The sequence below is a fragment of the Lentisphaerota bacterium genome (assembly GCA_016873675.1).
Classification (GTDB): Bacteria; Verrucomicrobiota; Kiritimatiellia; order RFP12; family JAAYNR01; genus VGWG01.
On record VGWG01000022.1, the window covers coordinates 1 to 16,604 of the forward strand.

Below are 16,604 nucleotides of genomic sequence, written 5' to 3' on the forward strand. Positions count from 1 at the left end.
TTTCTGGCGACTGGTCCATGGCTGCGGAGCGCGTGTAGGCGCAGGTTATCGGCGGCGACGCTCCTTAGGCGAGGATTTGGGTCACAGTCCTGCGCTTGACAGGATGAGCCGGCGCGTGATATAAGTCGCGCCGTTCACATATGTGTGTGCGGTGGGGGCGCTTAGCTCAGTTGGTTAGAGCGCTACCTTCACACGGTAGAAGTCACAGGTTCGAGTCCTGTAGCGCCCACCAAGTTTGATTCTCGAGACACCGTTGATCAAAGTTGTTACATTCATCGCCCGGTTCATTCGAAACGCCGTCTTGGTCGCGGTTTGCGTGTGTGTCGTTTTGTTCGTTGTGCTTTCGGTCGCTGAGCTGCCCCTTCACGCGCGGATACTCAACGTCATCACCGCCGGGCTCTCCACCCGCGTCACGACCGTTCATGTGGAGCGCGCGACGGTGAGCTTGCGCCGGGGGCTTGTCCTGAACACCGCTCAAGTCCGCATCCATCTGACGACCAACGACCTGTTCGTGCAGGCGCAGGAAGTGCGCTGTGATCTCTCCATCCGGCCCGGGCGGCCGTGGGTCGAATGGCTGGATGGCGTTCATCTCATCCGCCCCGAGGCGGTCTTTCTGCCGTCGGCCACGCAGCGTGGTGCCGACACTCAGGCCCCGCGCGAATGGCTTCAGCAGATGCATCTCTCGCGTGTGCGTGTCGAGTTGGATGATCCCGTTTTCTGCGGCATCGCGCCCGCGCGTGTCACGGCCGATCTCTCGCTGAATGCCGCCACGCTTATTCTGGAAAACATGCGCGCCGAATGGCGTTCGTCCGGGGCCGAGTCGCTCACCGGCTCCGCGCGGCTGAATCTCCAGTCCGGCCGGGTTGAGATCAAGGCAAGCGGACGCCTGTGCGCCAAGACGATCCGCCCGATCCTCATGCTGGCCGGGTCCCGTTCCGGAATCCGCTACTGCGACCGTATCACAAGCCCGGAAATTCCCCTGGCCGTTTCGTGCGATTGGATCCTGACGCCCGAGACACAAACCCTGCGTTTTGACATCCAGGCGCAATCCCTCTCGTGGAACGACATTGCGCTGACCCATGTCGCCTGCGGAATCGTCGCCGTCAGCCCCGTCACCCCGAGCGCATGGCACGTGACGCTCTCGCCCTTGCAGGCGGTCACGACCAACGGTGTGGCCCGAGCCACCCTCGTTTACGAGGAGGCAACCGGTCTGCTGGATGTGGATGCCCAGTCGGAGATGCCGACCGGGGAACTGTTCGGCCTCATCGAGTTGTTCCAAAACGGTGCTTTGGATCGTGTGGCTTTTGGCGGCGTGCCGCGGCTGAAGGTCTCCGGCACGATTGACGCCGACTCGAAACGCCTGTTGCCCTATAATCTCGCCGGGACGATCCATGCGCCCCGCATCGCCCTGTATGGTGTTCCGCTGGCTCAAACGACCTGCGACTTTACGGTCCGCAATCAGTACAACGTCGCGTTCGAGAACATCCAGGCCAAGCTGGCGAACGGCGGCCAACTCAGCGGACGATTCGCCTTCGATTTGACCCGTGACACGCCGGAGATGCCCTACCGCGCCGATCTCGCCATTGCCGACGCGACGCTGCGCGATCTGCTCGCTCCGCTTAACACCACCAACCTGTGGGAGGGCTTGGTGTCGGGCGCGGTTGCGCTGTCTGGAACCCTTGCGACCAATCCGGTGGCCTCGCTCTCGGGCAGCGGGTCGTTCGCCCTGACGGGGGCCGTGTTGTCGCGTGTGCCCGTGTTTGCGGGCCTGACCGAATATATGGCCCGCAACATCCCGGGCGTCGATCTGCTCGTCAGTCAGTCCGACGCCTCGTTCTCCTTTCAGGCCGGGGACGGAGAGGTTCGGTCAAGTGACCTGCTGATCGAGGGTGACATCTTCAGCATGCTCGGCAAAGGCACCTATAATCTCATTCAGGATGACCTCGATGTGACGGTGCGCGCGAACATTTTTCGTAAAGACTCCATTGCTGGCCGGGTCACCCGGATCATTTCGCTGCCCTTTAATCGGCTCCTGCTTGAGTTTCAAGTCGCCGGTCCGGCGAACCAGCCGCGATGGAATTACAGGGGCATCATTCAGCGCATCGTCGGGACGGTGACGGGCTCGGAGGCTGAACCGTCCGACGCGGAATAATTCAAAGACCCCGGCACCTCATGAAATTCTTGATTCACACCTACGGTTGTCAGATGAACGTCCGCGACGCCGAAACGGTCGCCCTCCTGCTGGAGGCGGTTGGCCACGTCCAGGTCGGCAGCGAAGCGGAGGCGGACGCTGTCATCATCAACACCTGCAGTGTGCGGGGAAAGGCGGAGGACAAGGCGTTGGGCAAGGCGGGGCTGTTGTGCGCCGAGAAACGCAATCGCCCGCTGATCGTCGGCATCATGGGCTGCATGGCGCAGCGCCTGGGCGAGGCGATCTTCACGACGGTTCGGGGTCTGGATTTCATCGTCGGATCCCGGCGTCATGGATCGGTGCCGCAACTGCTCGCGCGGGTGGCGGCGGGCGAGACGCAGATCGCCGAATGGGGCGGGGCGGGGGAGGTCACGGATATTCCCCATGTTCATTCGGACGGCGCGCATGCGGCGTTTGTCACGATCCTGCTGGGCTGCAACCGGCGCTGTGCCTACTGCATCGTCCCCGACGTCCGTGGCCCCGAATACAGCCGTCCCGCCGCCGAGATTGTTGCAGAGGTCCGCCAGCTCGCCGCCCGCGGCGTCCGGGAGGTCACCCTGCTCGGCCAGTCCGTGATGAATTACGGCCGCGCCCACGCGGTCGGGTTCGACGCCCCCGCGCCGTCGGCCTTCTCCGAGCCCCTGCCGCGTCTGCTCGAGGCTGTGGCGTCCGTCCCCGGGATACGCCGCATCCGTTTCACCTCCGGACACCCGTCCGGTTGCACCGATGAACTGGTGCGGGCGGTGCGTGACATTCCGAAAGTCTGCGCTCATCTCCACCTGCCCGTGCAGTCGGGATCAGACCGCATTCTGGCGCTCATGCGGCGCGGCTATGTCCGCGCGGACTATCTGGACGCGATCGGCCGTCTGCGCGCGGCCCGCCCCGGATTCGCGATCACCTCCGACGTCATCGTCGGTTTTCCGGGCGAGACGGAGAAAGACTTCGAGGCGACGCGGTCGTTGATGGACGAGGCGGGATTCGAGAACACCTTCATCTTCAAGTATTCACCCCGTCCGGGCACGCCCGCCGCCGCCCTGCCCGAGACGGTCACCGCCGAAGAGAAAATGCGCCGCAACCAACTCCTTCTCGCCGATCAAGACCGGCGCGGGCAGGCGATCAACGAGGCCCGGATCGGCGAGACAGTCGAGGTGTTGGCCGACGGCCCCAGCCTGCGGAACGCCTCACGCTGGGCCGGCCGGACCTCGGGCAACATGATCGTGATTTTCGAGAACCGCGCCGATGCCCGGGTCGTCCCCGGCGACCTCGTCTCAGTCACCATCACCCGCGCCAAGCCCCAGACACTCTATGGGGAGATGGCCTGAGACCCGCCCGCGTGGATTCATCCGGTGTGGTGGACGACCTGCCGTTCTCAGATTCACTCCGACTCGCGCCGGATCAGATCAAGCGCTGCCCACCGCTTGTAGGCGGTTTCAATCGACGCATCCAGCTCCTGACTACGGGTTTGGGCCCGGGCAAACCCCTGCGCATCGCCTGAGCGGTAGAAGACCGGATCGGCCAACTGCACATGCAGAGCCTTCTGCTCGGATTCCAGCGTTTCGATCCGAGTGGGCAACGCATCCAGTTCGGTCCGCTCGGCAAACGTCAGGCGGCGCTTGCGAGCCGGTTCGCCGCGGGCCGGTCTCGCGGGTTTGGCCGTCGCGGGGGCCGGTGGCGGGCGCCGCTTGGCGACCCAATCGTCATAACCGCCGGCGTATTCATTGACAAACCACCCGTCGTCCCGTCCAAGCCACGGGCCGCCGGATTCAGTGTTATCGAATTTCTCGAATACCAGCGTGCGGTCCACGACTGCGTTGAGGAATGCGCGGTCGTGACTGACCATCAGCACCGTTCCGCCATACCCGGCGACGCGTTCCTCCAGCAGGTCGAGGGTATCCAGATCGAGGTCATTGGTCGGTTCGTCCAGCACCAGCACGTTTGAGGGTTGGGCGAACAGCCGGGCCAGCAGCAGACGGTTGCGTTCGCCGCCCGAGAGGGCGCGCACCGGCTGGCGGGCGCGGTCAGGGGTGAACAGAAAATCGGCCAGATACCCCAGCACATGCCGCCGCACGCCGTCTACGGTCACATATTCCTGATCGGGAGCGAGGGCGGTCAGCACCGTCTGGTTGTCGTCGAGTGTCCCCCGGAGCTGATCGGAATAGGCCACCTGCACGTTGGTGCCCAGTCGGACCGTCCCCGAGTCGGGACGCAATCCGCCCTCCAGTTCGCCCTCCAAAAGAATCCGCAGCAACGTGGTCTTGCCGCAGCCGTTGGAGCCGATCACGCCAATCTTGTCACCGCGCAGCACATCGGTCGAGCAGCGCCGGATCAACGGTTTGCCCGCATAGCCGAAGGTGATGTCCTGCGCGCGCACGACCAGCCGGCCGGTGCGCGACGCCTCCTGGATAGACAGGTTCACCGCGCCGGTGCGCTCCCGGCGCTGCCCCCGTTCGGCGCGGAGTTCCCCCAGGGCACGCACGCGCCCCTGGTTGCGGGTGGTGCGGGCCTTGACCCCGCGGCGCAACCACGCCTCCTCCTTCTCCAGCTTTTTGTCCAGCCGATCCCATTCCTTGTCTTCGGCCGCGAGGACCGCCTCTTTGCGCGCGAGAAACGTGTCGTAGTCGCACGCCCAGTCAATGATCCGGCCGCGATCCAGTTCGACGATCCGTGTCGCCAGGCGCCGCAGAAAGGCCCGGTCGTGGGTCACGAAAAGAATCGTCTTGCACATCTTGATGAGAAAGCTCTCGAGCCAGAGAATGGATTCGATATCGAGATGGTTAGTCGGCTCGTCGAGCATCACCAGATCGGGGCTGCCGAGCAGGGCGCGTGCCAAGAGAACGCGGCGCCGGGTGCCGCCCGACAGGGTTTCAAAGGATGCGTCGGCATCGAGTCCGAGCCGGTTGATGAGTTGCTCCGATTCGAGCGTCAGCGTCCCCTCGGTGTCGTGCGCGTGATCGGGGTGGACGATGTCAAGCACCGATCCCGCCAGTCCGGATGGAATCTGCTGCGGCATGCTGGCGATGCGGATGCCCGCCTGCTGCGCCACTTCGCCGCCGTCCAACGGCATCTCGCCCCCCAAGACGCGCAACAACGAACTCTTGCCTGCTCCATTGGCGCCGAGCAGACACATCCGATCGCCCCGTTCGATGTGCAGTTCGACGCCATCCAGTATCGGATGCCCGCCGAAACCCAACACCGCTTGCTTCACGCTGATCAATGCCATAAGGCCAGACTCCTCCACGACCGGCCGGATGCGGCGCAGTCCGGCACAGGGTAGGCTTTTGATGCCTGCGCTGTCAAGCATGTGACGGAAAGTTGTGGATGCCCATTACAAACATGTGCTACAATAATCGGCCAATTCCAACAGCGACGGGTTGTGGAGGAACGAGGAGGACATGATGACTTATTCGCACGAAGTGCAGCACATGTGCTGCGTGACCAAGGGCTGCAACCACGGCCCCGCACCCATCCCCGAAGAGGGCAAGTGGGTTCAGGCTAAGCAAATCGGCGACATTTCGGGGCTCACGCACGGCGTGGGCTGGTGCGCGCCGCAGCAGGGCGCCTGCAAGTTGACGCTGAATATCAAGGAAGGCGTGATTGAAGAGGCGCTGGTCGAGACGGTCGGTTGCTCGGGGATGACGCATTCCGCGGCCATGGCCGGAGAAATCCTGATCGGCAAGACGCTGCTCGAGGCGCTGAACACGGATCTCGTCTGCGATGCGATCAATACCGCCATGCGCGAATTGTTTCTGCAGATCGTCTACGGGCGCAGTCAGAGCGCCTTCTCCGAAGGCGGCTTGCCCATCGGCGCCGGCCTGGAGGACCTGGGCAAGGGACTCCGCTCGCAGATTGGCACGATGTATTCGACCCGGGCCAAAGGCCCCCGTTACATGGAGATGGCCGAAGGGTATGTCACGCGCTGCTTCCTTGATAATAACCGCGAGATCTGCGGCTATGAATTCGTCCGGCTGGGCGCGATGATGGATCTGATCAAGAAGGGGACGGACGCAAACGAGGCGCTGAAGAAGGCAACCGGCGCCTACGGCCGCACGACGCCCGCCGATGGCGCAGTCACGTCGATCGACCCCCGTGAGGAATAACCGCGAGTCTGAAAGGAGTGATTTTTTATGGCACTGTTTGAATCCTATGAACGCCGGATCCCGCAGATCGAGGCGGCGCTGAAGACCTATGGCATCACGTCCATTGAAGATGCCAAAAAAGTGTGTGACGGGCTGGGCATTGACCCGTATGCCATTACCAAGGGTGTGCAGGGAATCTGCTTTGAGAACGCGGCGTGGGCCTACGTGGTTGGCGCGGCGATCGCCATCAAGAAGGGGAGCCGGAAGGCCGCCGCCGCCGCCGAGGCGATTGGCGAGGGCCTGCAGGCCTTCTGCATTCCCGGCTCGGTGGCGGATGACCGCAAGGTCGGAATCGGTCACGGCAATCTGGCTGCGATGCTTCTCCGGGACGAGACGTCGTGCTTCTGCTTTCTCGCAGGACACGAGTCGTTCGCGGCCGCCGAGGGGGCAATCGGCATTGCCAAGAGCGCCAACAAGGTGCGCCAGGCGCCGTTGCGCGTGATTCTCAACGGTCTGGGCAAGGATGCCGCCTACATCATCAGCCGCATCAACGGCTTCACCTACGTGAAAACGCAGTTTGACTACTACACGAGCGAGTTGAAGATTGTCGAAGAGAAGGCCTTCTCCACGGGGCCGAAGGCCGCCGTGCGGTGCTATGGCGCGGATGATGTGCGCGAGGGCGTGGCGATCATGTGGAAAGAGGGTGTGGATGTCTCCATCACCGGCAATTCCACCAACCCCACGCGCTTCCAGCACCCCGTGGCCGGGACCTACAAGAAGGAGTGCGTCGAGCGTGGCAGGAAGTATTTCTCCGTGGCTTCGGGCGGTGGCACGGGGCGGACGCTCCATCCCGACAACATGGGCGCGGGTCCGGCCTCGTACGGCATGACCGACACCATGGGCCGGATGCACAGCGACGCCCAGTTCGCCGGATCCTCGTCGGTTCCCGCGCACGTCGAGATGATGGGGCTGATCGGCATGGGGAACAACCCCATGGTCGGCGCCACCGTCGCCGTTGCCGTAGCCATCGAGGTCGCCTCGAAGCGGAAGTAGGGGCCCGGCGGGATCGCGCTTCCGGTCCTATCGACCTTCCGCCCGAACGGCCCCGTCCAGCACATCCCGGTAAATCGCGAGATTCTTCTCGACCATGGCGTCGAGCGAGAAGCGCTCGAGCGCGTAGGTGCGCAGGCCCGTCAGACGGGTGTGAGCGGCTTTGACCAGCCCAGCGGCCAGGCCGGCGACATCGCCGGGCTCGACGAGCCAGCCGGTGACGCCCTCCCGCATGATGTCCAAGGCGCCGCCATGCCGGGTGGCGATGACCGGGCGATTCATGGCGAGGGCTTCGATCATGCTGCGCCCGAACGTCTCGGGTTTGGATGTGCTGCACGAGACGACCACGTCGGCCGCGTCGTAAATCTCGGCCATGCGCGTGTGGCTGCCGGCGAATACCACCGCATCGTCGAGATTGAGCTGCGTGACAAGCGCGCGCAATGCGGCTGCATACGCCTCCTGGCCTTGTTGCACGCCGCCGACAATCACCACGGCCAGAGGGGCCTTGTCCCGCAGGCCGCCGCGCGCGAGGGCCGCAGCCTGAATCAGTTCCCGATACCCTTTGAGGGAGGTGATGCGGCCGACCGCGAGGACGACAAACCGGCCGTCCAACGCATGACGCGTCTTGAACGCGCGAACATAATCGGCGTCAAGCCTCGCCGGGTCGAAGGCGACTGGATCAATCCCCCGGTGTACGAGGCGGATCAGCGAATCGGGTGTGCCGTAGTTCTTGCGCACATACTCCACGGCGGCCTGGCTCACGCAGATCACCCGGTCGGCGCGAGTCATGATCCGACTGTAGGCGTTGACACTGTACAAGCCATGCACGGTCGAGACGACCGGCCGCCGCGGGTTGCGGTTGGCAAATCGCGCCAGCCAGGCAGGCACCCGGCTGCGGACGTGGATGATGTCGGGATTCAGTTCGGCAATCAGTACCCGCAGCCGGCGGACGCGTTCAGGCACGGTCAGGAGGTTCTTCGATTTCACGTCCAGTGTGAGATGCCGCCCGCCATCGCGATCGATCTGCGGCGCCAGCCGTCCCCCTGCTGAGATGACGGTATTGCGGACGCCGCGCCGGACCAGCTCGCGGTTGATCTCGACGACGCCGCGCTCGACGCCGCCCTCGTTGAGGGCTGGCAGCAGTTGCAAGATATGCATCATAAGGTTGAGAGGCGCGAAATTATACCCGATCCCGTCAAACCTGCAACCAGATATCGCAAAACTACGAACAACGACGGACAGGACGTCGTTTGCGGTCGTTTGGGCGTAGTTTGTGATTGATTGTTGCCTGCCAACCGAATAAAGTCAATCATTCAACAGCTGAATTCGGATACTCGGGACGCCTATGCAGGAATGGTTTGACAAGGATTTCACGGCGGGACACGTCTACGGCCGCCTGTTCAGGCAGGCGCGGAAGTACCGCTGGGCTTTGGCGATGGGCATTGTGTCCGGGATGCTGCTGGGCGGGACGCTGGTGCCGATTTATCAGGTGCTCCAGCCCGCGATCATACACATGCAAAGTGGCGGGTTCGGCGCCGAGGGTGGTCGGACGGCGGCGGACAGCAGCGTGACGGTGGCGGATGACAGTCGGGCCAAGGGGGCGATGCCGGGGTGGGTCACGAAAGTGGAGCAGGTGGCGGCGCGCTGGGGCATCACCATTCTGAATGATTCTGGGGATGTCCGGTTTTCATTCTTCCTGCTGGTGCTGTTGGCCGTTCCGCTGGCGTTTGTGTTTCGGTTGGGCATGTTGTATCTGAACAGCTACACGCTGCAATGGGCGGGCACGCGGGTGGTGCGGGACCTGCGGAATGAAATGTTCAGCCATCTGCAGAACCAGTCGCTCAACTTTTTCGGCACGATGGATGTCGGCCGCATCATGAGCCGCTGCAACGGCGATCCGGCGATCGTGCAGACCGTGATCACGCATACGGTTGTCGAACTGTGCAAGGCGCCGTTTGAGATTCTGGCGTCCGTCGGATTTGTCGCGTATTTCGCCATCAAGAACGACATGGTGGAAATGATCGTGCTGGCCCTGATCGGCTATCCGCTGGTGATGTGGCCGTTGGCCATGATTGGGCGCAAGATCCGTGGCTATTCCAGGAAGGGGATGGAGCGGAGCGCCATTCTGGGATCGAACATGCTGGAAAATCTGACGGGCATTCGTGTGGTCAAGGCCTACCATACAGAGGAGGATGAGAAGGAGAAGTTCAAACGGGCCAATCAGGAGTGTGTGAAGATGGCGCTCCGGGGAATCCGGATCAGTCTGCTGATCAACCCGATGATGGAGGGCGCGACGATCCTGCTGTCCATCTTGTTTCTCGCGATCTGTTTCTGGCGCGGCAAGACGTTTGCAGAGATTGTGCCGCTGCTGACCCCGCTGGTGGTGGCGTACAAGCCCCTGAAATCGATCGGTAAAATCCAGTCCTCGCTTCAGGCGGGTCGCGCGGCGCTGACGCGCATCTATTCGTTCCTCGACACGGACACGGCGTTGCCGGTCGCGGAGCACCCGGTTTCGAAGCCGTCGTTCGACACGGAAATGGTTTTTGAGCACGTCGATTTCTCGTACGCGGCCAAGGACCGGACGGTCGTTCAGGACGCGAATTTCGTTCTGGGGCGCGGCCAGACGGTGGCCGTCGTGGGCGCCACGGGCTCGGGCAAGACGACGCTGGCCAACCTGCTGGCCCGTTTTTACGATCCCACCCAGGGCCGGGTCCTGATGGACGGCGTGGATCTGCGCGAGATCGACATGGCCGATCTGCGCAAATTGATCGGGGTGGTGACGCAGGAAACGATCCTCTTCAACACGACCATCGCCGCGAATATCGCCTATGGCACGAAAGGGGCGACGCAGGAGCAGGTCGAGGCGGCGGCGAAGCTGGCGAACGCGCACGCCTTTATCAGCGGACATCCCGACGGATACGGGCGGATCGTCGGGGACAAGGGGTTTGTGTTAAGCGGTGGCGAGCGGCAGCGCGTGGCCGTCGCCCGTGCGATCCTCAAGAACCCGCCGATCCTGATTCTCGACGAGGCGACGAGCGCCCTGGACACCGTGACCGAGCAGCAGGTGCAGGAAGCCATCACGCGGCTGATGGCCAACCGCACGGTCTTTGTGATCGCGCACCGGCTCAGCACGGTCCGGAACGCCGACACCATTCTCGTGATGGATCAGGGGCGCATCATCGAAAAAGGCAGCCATGACACGCTCTACGCCGCAGGCGGCGTCTACCGGAACCTCTGCGACGTGCAGAAGAGCGTGAGATAACCGATTCTCAGGCGTTTCACGGCTTCATTCTAAAATAGACATGACCACTCCCAAGCCATGCACATAAAGATGAGCATCAGAAAACAGGTCGCGGTGGCGATGGCCGGCCTGGTCATCGCCGGCATCGCCGTGCAGGGCGCGCGGGCGCAGGATGGCCGGGAGGCGGCCGACTGGAACCTGAACGCCGCCGCAGCGCGCGCTGCCAAGGTCGCGCAGTTGCGCGAGCAATCGGCGGCCAGACGGGAGCAGGCGTGGAAACGCGCGGCTGCCGAAGGGTGGTCGCCCAAAGGCGATGGCTACGAACTGCAGGCCATTCGTGGCAACCGCGTCTATATTTATCACACCCGGAATGTGGAGGCGGCACTCTCAACCGCCGCGAATCTCGTGCGCACGACCGCGCCGTACAACGTGTCCGGCACCGGCGGATCCGTCGGTGTCTGGGATGAGGGGTCGGTCCGGAGCTCGCACCAGGAATTTGGCGGACGGGTTGTGAACAAGGATGGTGTGGGTGCCAGCGACCATTCGACGCACGTGGGCGGCACCATCGGCGCGTCGGGCGTGGATCCCGCCGCTCTGGGCATGGCGCCCGGCGCTTCGATTGATTCGTACGACTGGAACAGCGATACGGCTGAGATGACCGCCGCTGCCCTGGCGGCGCCCGGCGAAGCCGGGAAGATCCAGTTGTCGAACCACTCGTATGGGTATTTGAGAGGATGGGATGGCACGACCTGGTACGGCGTGTGGCCCGCCCGCGAAGACGAGGGCTTTGGCCAATATGATGACACAGCCGCTACGATAGACGCTCTTTGTTACAACGCCCCGTATTACCTGCCGTGCAAGGCGGCCGGGAATGACCGCAATGACAACGCGCCAAGCGCGGACACCAAAATTTACTATTACTCCAACGGCAAATGGCGCACGAAGACGTACAACCCGGCGACCGATCCCTACAGCGATGGTTATGACAACGGCGGCTTTGACACCATCGGCAGCGATGGAACCGCCAAAAATATTCTGACGGTGGGCGCGGTAACCGAGGCGGTTTCTGGCGGTGTCCGTTCAGTGGCGGCGGCGGCCATGTCCTCTTTTTCCTGCTGGGGTCCGACCGATGATGGCCGCATCAAGCCGGATGTCGTGGGCAACGGCGTCACTGTGTATTCGTCTCTGGCGGGGAGCGACACGAGCTATGGCACGTATAACGGCACGAGCATGGCCACCCCCAACGTGTGCGGATCTGCGGCGCTGCTCACCGACTATTACGGGCAGCTCTTTCCGGGGCAATTCCTCCGCGCCAGTTCCCTGAAGGGACTGATCATCCACACGGCGGATGATCTGGGCCGCGCCGGTCCAGACTACACCTACGGCTGGGGGCTGATGAATACGAAGGCCGCCGCTGACCTGATCAGGCAGCACGCCGAGGCGCCGACGGCGCTGCACCTCATGGAGTTGACCCTCGACACAACCCAGACCACCGTGTCTTACGGGTTTACGTGGGACGGAACCCGCGCGATTCGCGCGACGCTGTGCTGGACCGACCCGGCGGGCCCCCCCCAGAGCGGGCTGGACACCACGAACCGGGTGCTCGTGAACGATCTGGATTTGCGGATCGTCGGACCGGCTGGACAGGTGCACCTCCCGTATGTGCTGACACCTGCGAATCCCACGAATGCCGCCGCGACGGGAACCAATCAGGTTGACACGGTAGAGCAGGTATTCATCGCCGCACCCGCGATAGCCGGCGTATACCGCGTGGTCGTCAGCCTGCGCGGAGGCATGACGGGAAGCAGCCAGCCCTTCTCCGTCATTCTCAGCGGATCCACGACATCGGCGCCATCCATTGTCACCACCGCGCTGCCCGCGAGCCAGGTGGGTGTGGCCTACAATCAGTCCCTGACGGCGGTTGGCGGCGCCACACCCTATGTCTGGTCGTTGGCATCCGGCCGGCTTCCGTCCGGATTGAACCTGAGCAGTAACGGGGTGATTGGCGGCACGCCGGACACCGCGACGATGTCCATCTTTACGGTACGGGTCACCGACGCCAACAGCTTGTCATCCGAGATGGTGTTCAATCTGGAGACCGACGTCCTGCTGTTCGCCGAGGGATTTGAACACGGGGGCGCGATGCCTGCCGGATGGACGCAGGCGTACGTGGAATCCACAGTGGACTGGATCTTTCGTACGGGCAGCCTCACCTATGAGGGATACACCCATCCGCCCAACGCGCATGGCGGCAGTTATAATGCCTTGCTGTATGTGGGCGCCTACTCCAACCACATTACCAAACTGGTGACGCCCGTGATCAACTTCGGATCCACCACGAATCATCCACAGCTTGTGTTCTGGCATTACATGGAAGTCTGGGGGCCGGATCAGGATGAGCTTCGCGTCTACTACAAGACCTCGGCGGGCGGAACGTGGACGCAGCTGGCTGCGTATACCAACAGCGTGGCGGCCTGGACCCAGCGCACGCTGACCCTGCCGAATCCGAACGCCAGCTACTACATTGCTTTTGAAGGCAATGCAAAGTGGGGCTACGGCGTCTGCGTGGATGACGTTTCGGTCACGGCCTCCGCGCCGCCCACGCGTACGTCGCAGGGAACACCGTATGCGTGGCTGGATCACTATGGTCTGGTCACGGGCGGCAACTACGAGGCGGCCGATGCAGGCGACACGGATGCCGACGGGTATTTTGCCTGGCAGGAGTACGTTGCCGGCACGGAACCCACCAACAATCAGTCCGTCTTCCTGGCGCTTATTGCGATGAGCAACGCGCTGCCGCGGGTGACGTGGACGCCGGATCTCGGGACGGCGCGCGCGTACACGGTGGTCGGCCGGACCAATCTGACCGACGGCGTCTGGGACTCGACCAACAGCGAGAGTCTGTTCTTCCGCATCAACGTTGGAATGCCATAAAGGAGGTGTCAGATGAAGTCATGGATAGCGATCCTGTCAGCCTGTCTGGCGATGGTATCAGCCGCCGCCGATGAGCCGGCCGCTGACGCGGGCGAGGCGAAGCCCCTCGACGCAAAGATTACCGAGGTCACCGTCTATGCCGACCGTGCCCGCGTGGTGCGCACTGCGGTTGCAGACCTCGCCACCGGGGTTGGGAAGTTCTCCTTCCGCAAGCTTCCCGGCTGGATCGACGAAGGCTCGGTGCGGCTCGCCGTGAGTCCGGCCGCAGCCGGAGAGCTGGTGGATGTAGAGGTGACGAAGACCTTTCTCGCGCGGCCCGAGGACGATGACATCCGCCTCGCCGAGGCGGCCATGCAGGAGGTTTCCGACCAGTTGGCCGCGCTCGATGACGAACGCGGCGTGCTCGAGGCGCAAGCGCGCCAGTTGGAGGCGATTCGCGCGTTCTCCCTGGAGAAACTGCCGAAGGACGCCGTCGTTCGCGAGATCAAAGTCGACGAATATGCCAGCTTGGTCACATTCATCGGCAATTCGCTGTCGGGAATTGCCAAGGCCCGGCGTGAGCTGGACAAGCGCCAGCGCGAGAAACGGCCTGAGCTGCTCGCGCGCCAGCGGACGCTCAATGAGCTGATGAAGCGGTCGCAACTGGAGCAGCGCACGGTGATCGTGACGATCAAGTCCGCGGGCGCCGCCCTCCCGGCGGAACTCAGGCTCACCTACATGCTGCCGGGCGCCACCTGGGAGCCGGTGCATGAGCTGAGGACCGGGGGTGCGACGGACCGGGTGGCGCTCGCCTCGTTCGGCGTCGTCACGCAGACCACGGGCGAGGACTGGGACGGCGTGATGCTGTCGCTCTCGACGCAGCGCTCGACCGACACGATCCAGATCCCCGAGTTGGAGAAGCTGCTGGTCGGTCCGCGCATGCCGGCCGGTGCGGCCGACACGTTCCGAGTCGCCACCGGCAAATTTTCCGGACAAATCAAGACCTGGAACACCTATCTGAACCCGCCAGCCCGGCAGCAGGAGTTTGAAAGCAATCTGGATGTGCAGCAGGCCCAGCAGCGCATCAATCTCAGCCGCTTCGCCCGGCTGCAGGAGCGGCGGGGAACGACAGCGCATTTCACTGCGGCGGGTATCCAAAGCGTCCGCACGGATGGACGTCCGGTCCGGGTGCTGATCGGCGCCGAACACATGGCGGCGCAGCATAAGATTGTCGCGGCGCCCGCCGTGTCGCTCAATGCCGCCCGGACGGCGGAGCTGCTCAACAGTGGCAAACAGCCGCTGCTGCCGGGTCAGGTACTGCTCTATGTGGACGGCGCGTTTCTTGGCGCAACCGAGACGGACTTCGTGGCACCGGGAGAGTCCTTTCCCGTTTTTGTTGGCGTCGCCGATTCAGTCAAGCTGACGCGCATGCTCGACCGGAAGCGCAGTTCGATCACGTGGAGCGGCAAACGGACCCGGATGCAGGTGTCGTTTTTCGTGAGCGCTGAGAATCTGGGCGACACCCCCGTGGCGCTGCAACTGGCCGACCGCATTCCGATCACGGAGACGGACGAGGTTCGCGTGACGGATGTGGCGATCAAGCCCGATGCGAAGCCGGACGCGAAAGGCGTGGTTCGCTGGGACGTGGCGCTGGCGGCGAAGGAGAAGAAGGACTTTCGCCTTGAATACACCCTTGAGTATCCCAAGGATCTCGCGCAGCGCATCGCTGTGCCGAACCAGAATCCGGTGGACGCGGCTGCCGCTGATGAGGGCATCCATGCGAAGATGATTGGGGATCTGGAAATGCAGTTGAAATAGCCCGTATCGGTCGGCAAGCGGACTGAACGCACGCGCAAAAGGATCAGCCATGGAACAGCGTGGAACGTCGTTGACACACGAACAGCAGAAGAACGTGCTCGCAGAATTGCACCGCGATGTTGCCTTGCGGAACACCAGTTACCGCGCGCGGGCTTTGAAGCTGCTCCCGCACATCTGCGGCTCGTGCGCGCGGGAGTTCTCGGACAAGCGGCTGAAGGAGCTGACCGTGCATCACAAAGATCACAATCCCAACAACAATCCTCCAGACGGAAGCAACTGGGAACTGCTCTGCCTGTACTGCCACGACCATGAACACGCGAAGCTGCTGGACGCGAAACATCGCACAATCGGCCGGCAGCCGGCGCAGGTCGGCGGGGCGGGCTTCGCCCGCCCATTCGATCAACTCGAGTCCCTCCTCAAACAGGAACAGAAACCGGACGCCTGATTGCGGGCGCTGGCCGTGATTTTTTAGGCGAGACGGCTATCGCCGCCGTTTTTTCGTGGGCGGTGGAGGCTCTTCCACGTCGTACGGTTTGACGAACGCATCCGAGAAGTCATACACACCGGAAAAATCACTTTTTTTGTCCTGATCGGTTGCGCCCAGCTTGCCTGCTGCGATCAGATTATAGACCAGTTCGCCGATGTCGTCGGTGGCGCGCACGCCCCACGTGTCGAGGACGAGGTGCGCCAGGGGCCCAAACTCCTGCAAGGCGTAGTCACGGATGCCTGCGCACAGCTCGGCCCCGGTCACATGCCGCATCCGTCCGGGTGCGCGTTCGGCCCTGCCGACAGACTTGACCGTGTGGTCCAGTGCCTCGCGCAGGAAATAATAGGCTTCGGCGGCGTAGCGCGGGTCCTTGGCCACGAGCGCCTCAACCGTCTGTTGAAAAGAGGTTTCATCCATCACGCACCCCGCAGACGGGCCGCAATCGCAGTCATTTCGGCGGCATTCTCGTACACTCCCGAGATCCAGTTCATCGGGCGCCCGTTCCACCGGGGAATCACATGGAAATGGACGTGGGGCACCACTTGCGTCGCACAGGCGCCGTTCGATTGAAGGACGTTGAATCCGTCGCACGGCAGGCGCGACAGCAACAGCCCGCCGACACGCCGAATCACCACACCGAGCGCCGCCGCCTCGACTTCTGGCAGATCGGAAAGCGTCGGCGCATGAAGCCTCGGAATCACCAGCGCGTGCCCTTTCTCAAAAGGCCCGATATCCAGAAAAGCCAGCGTGTGCGCATCGGCGTACACCTGTGCACAGGGAACCAGCCCCGCGAGTATCTTGCAGAAAATGCAATCGTTCATTCATCCA

12 protein-coding genes and 1 tRNA gene are annotated in these 16,604 nt (G+C 63.1%); 9 read left to right on the forward strand and 4 right to left on the reverse strand.

Features of this window, described 5'->3' with window-relative positions; all coding sequences use genetic code 11:
* The first annotated feature begins 155 nt into the window (after positions 1–155).
* The 3 genes from FJ222_04680 (at position 156) to miaB (ending at position 3,513) form a co-directional block, all read left to right on the forward strand.
* A tRNA-Val gene (locus tag FJ222_04680) sits at positions 156–232 on the forward strand.
* A 96-nt stretch (positions 233–328) separates the two neighbouring features.
* On the forward strand, positions 329–2,152 hold the full coding sequence (locus FJ222_04685; protein ID MBM4163719.1) for a hypothetical protein: 1,824 nt from the start codon (positions 329–331) through the stop codon (positions 2,150–2,152).
* A gap of 20 nt (positions 2,153–2,172) precedes the next feature.
* Positions 2,173–3,513 carry a tRNA (N6-isopentenyl adenosine(37)-C2)-methylthiotransferase MiaB gene (gene miaB / locus FJ222_04690; protein MBM4163720.1) on the forward strand — a complete coding sequence of 447 codons (1,341 nt, stop codon included), beginning with the start codon at positions 2,173–2,175 and terminating at the stop codon, positions 3,511–3,513.
* 53 nt (positions 3,514–3,566) lie between these two features.
* Here the strand turns inward: miaB and FJ222_04695 are convergent, their stop codons facing one another.
* Positions 3,567–5,411, reverse strand: coding sequence for an ATP-binding cassette domain-containing protein (locus FJ222_04695; GenBank protein ID MBM4163721.1), 1,845 nt, complete (start codon positions 5,409–5,411; stop codon positions 3,567–3,569).
* A 175-nt stretch (positions 5,412–5,586) separates the two neighbouring features.
* Between FJ222_04695 and FJ222_04700 the strand changes: the two genes are divergently transcribed.
* Both FJ222_04700 and FJ222_04705 read left to right on the forward strand, forming a co-directional pair.
* Positions 5,587–6,288, forward strand: a complete 702-nt coding sequence (locus FJ222_04700; GenBank protein ID MBM4163722.1) for a hypothetical protein — start codon at positions 5,587–5,589, stop codon at positions 6,286–6,288.
* Positions 6,289–6,315: 27 nt separating this feature from the next.
* A complete protein-coding gene (locus FJ222_04705) occupies positions 6,316–7,320 on the forward strand; it encodes a GGGtGRT protein (GenBank protein ID MBM4163723.1) in 1,005 nt (334 codons plus the stop codon).
* A gap of 27 nt (positions 7,321–7,347) precedes the next feature.
* Here the strand turns inward: FJ222_04705 and FJ222_04710 are convergent, their stop codons facing one another.
* Positions 7,348–8,478: a glycosyltransferase family 4 protein gene (locus FJ222_04710; protein ID MBM4163724.1), complete on the reverse strand. Its 1,131-nt coding sequence runs from the start codon at positions 8,476–8,478 to the stop codon at positions 7,348–7,350.
* A 184-nt stretch (positions 8,479–8,662) separates the two neighbouring features.
* Here FJ222_04710 and FJ222_04715 point away from each other — a divergent pair, with 184 nt between their 5' ends.
* Genes FJ222_04715 through FJ222_04730 form a run of 4 tightly spaced genes read left to right on the forward strand, consistent with a single transcriptional unit; the run spans position 8,663 to position 15,734 of the window.
* The gene (locus tag FJ222_04715; GenBank protein MBM4163725.1) at positions 8,663–10,579 is read left to right on the forward strand and encodes an ABC transporter ATP-binding protein; all 1,917 of its coding nucleotides are present in this window, start codon (positions 8,663–8,665) and stop codon (positions 10,577–10,579) included.
* A gap of 57 nt (positions 10,580–10,636) precedes the next feature.
* The gene (locus FJ222_04720) at positions 10,637–13,492 is read left to right on the forward strand and encodes a hypothetical protein (protein ID MBM4163726.1); all 2,856 of its coding nucleotides are present in this window, start codon (positions 10,637–10,639) and stop codon (positions 13,490–13,492) included.
* 12 nt (positions 13,493–13,504) lie between these two features.
* Positions 13,505–15,289, forward strand: a complete 1,785-nt coding sequence (locus tag FJ222_04725) for a mucoidy inhibitor MuiA family protein (protein ID MBM4163727.1) — start codon at positions 13,505–13,507, stop codon at positions 15,287–15,289.
* A 49-nt stretch (positions 15,290–15,338) separates the two neighbouring features.
* Positions 15,339–15,734: an HNH nuclease family protein gene (locus FJ222_04730; GenBank protein MBM4163728.1), complete on the forward strand. Its 396-nt coding sequence runs from the start codon at positions 15,339–15,341 to the stop codon at positions 15,732–15,734.
* 36 nt (positions 15,735–15,770) lie between these two features.
* Here FJ222_04730 and FJ222_04735 read toward each other — a convergent pair whose 3' ends face one another.
* Both FJ222_04735 and FJ222_04740 read right to left on the reverse strand, forming a co-directional pair.
* Positions 15,771–16,193 (reverse strand): hypothetical protein, encoded by a 423-nt coding sequence (locus FJ222_04735; protein ID MBM4163729.1) that lies wholly within the window; start codon positions 16,191–16,193, stop codon positions 15,771–15,773.
* Positions 16,193–16,597: an HIT family protein gene (locus FJ222_04740; GenBank protein MBM4163730.1), complete on the reverse strand. Its 405-nt coding sequence runs from the start codon at positions 16,595–16,597 to the stop codon at positions 16,193–16,195. The genes FJ222_04735 and FJ222_04740 overlap by 1 nt, the downstream gene beginning before the upstream one ends.
* Between the last annotated feature and the right edge of the window lie 7 nt (positions 16,598–16,604).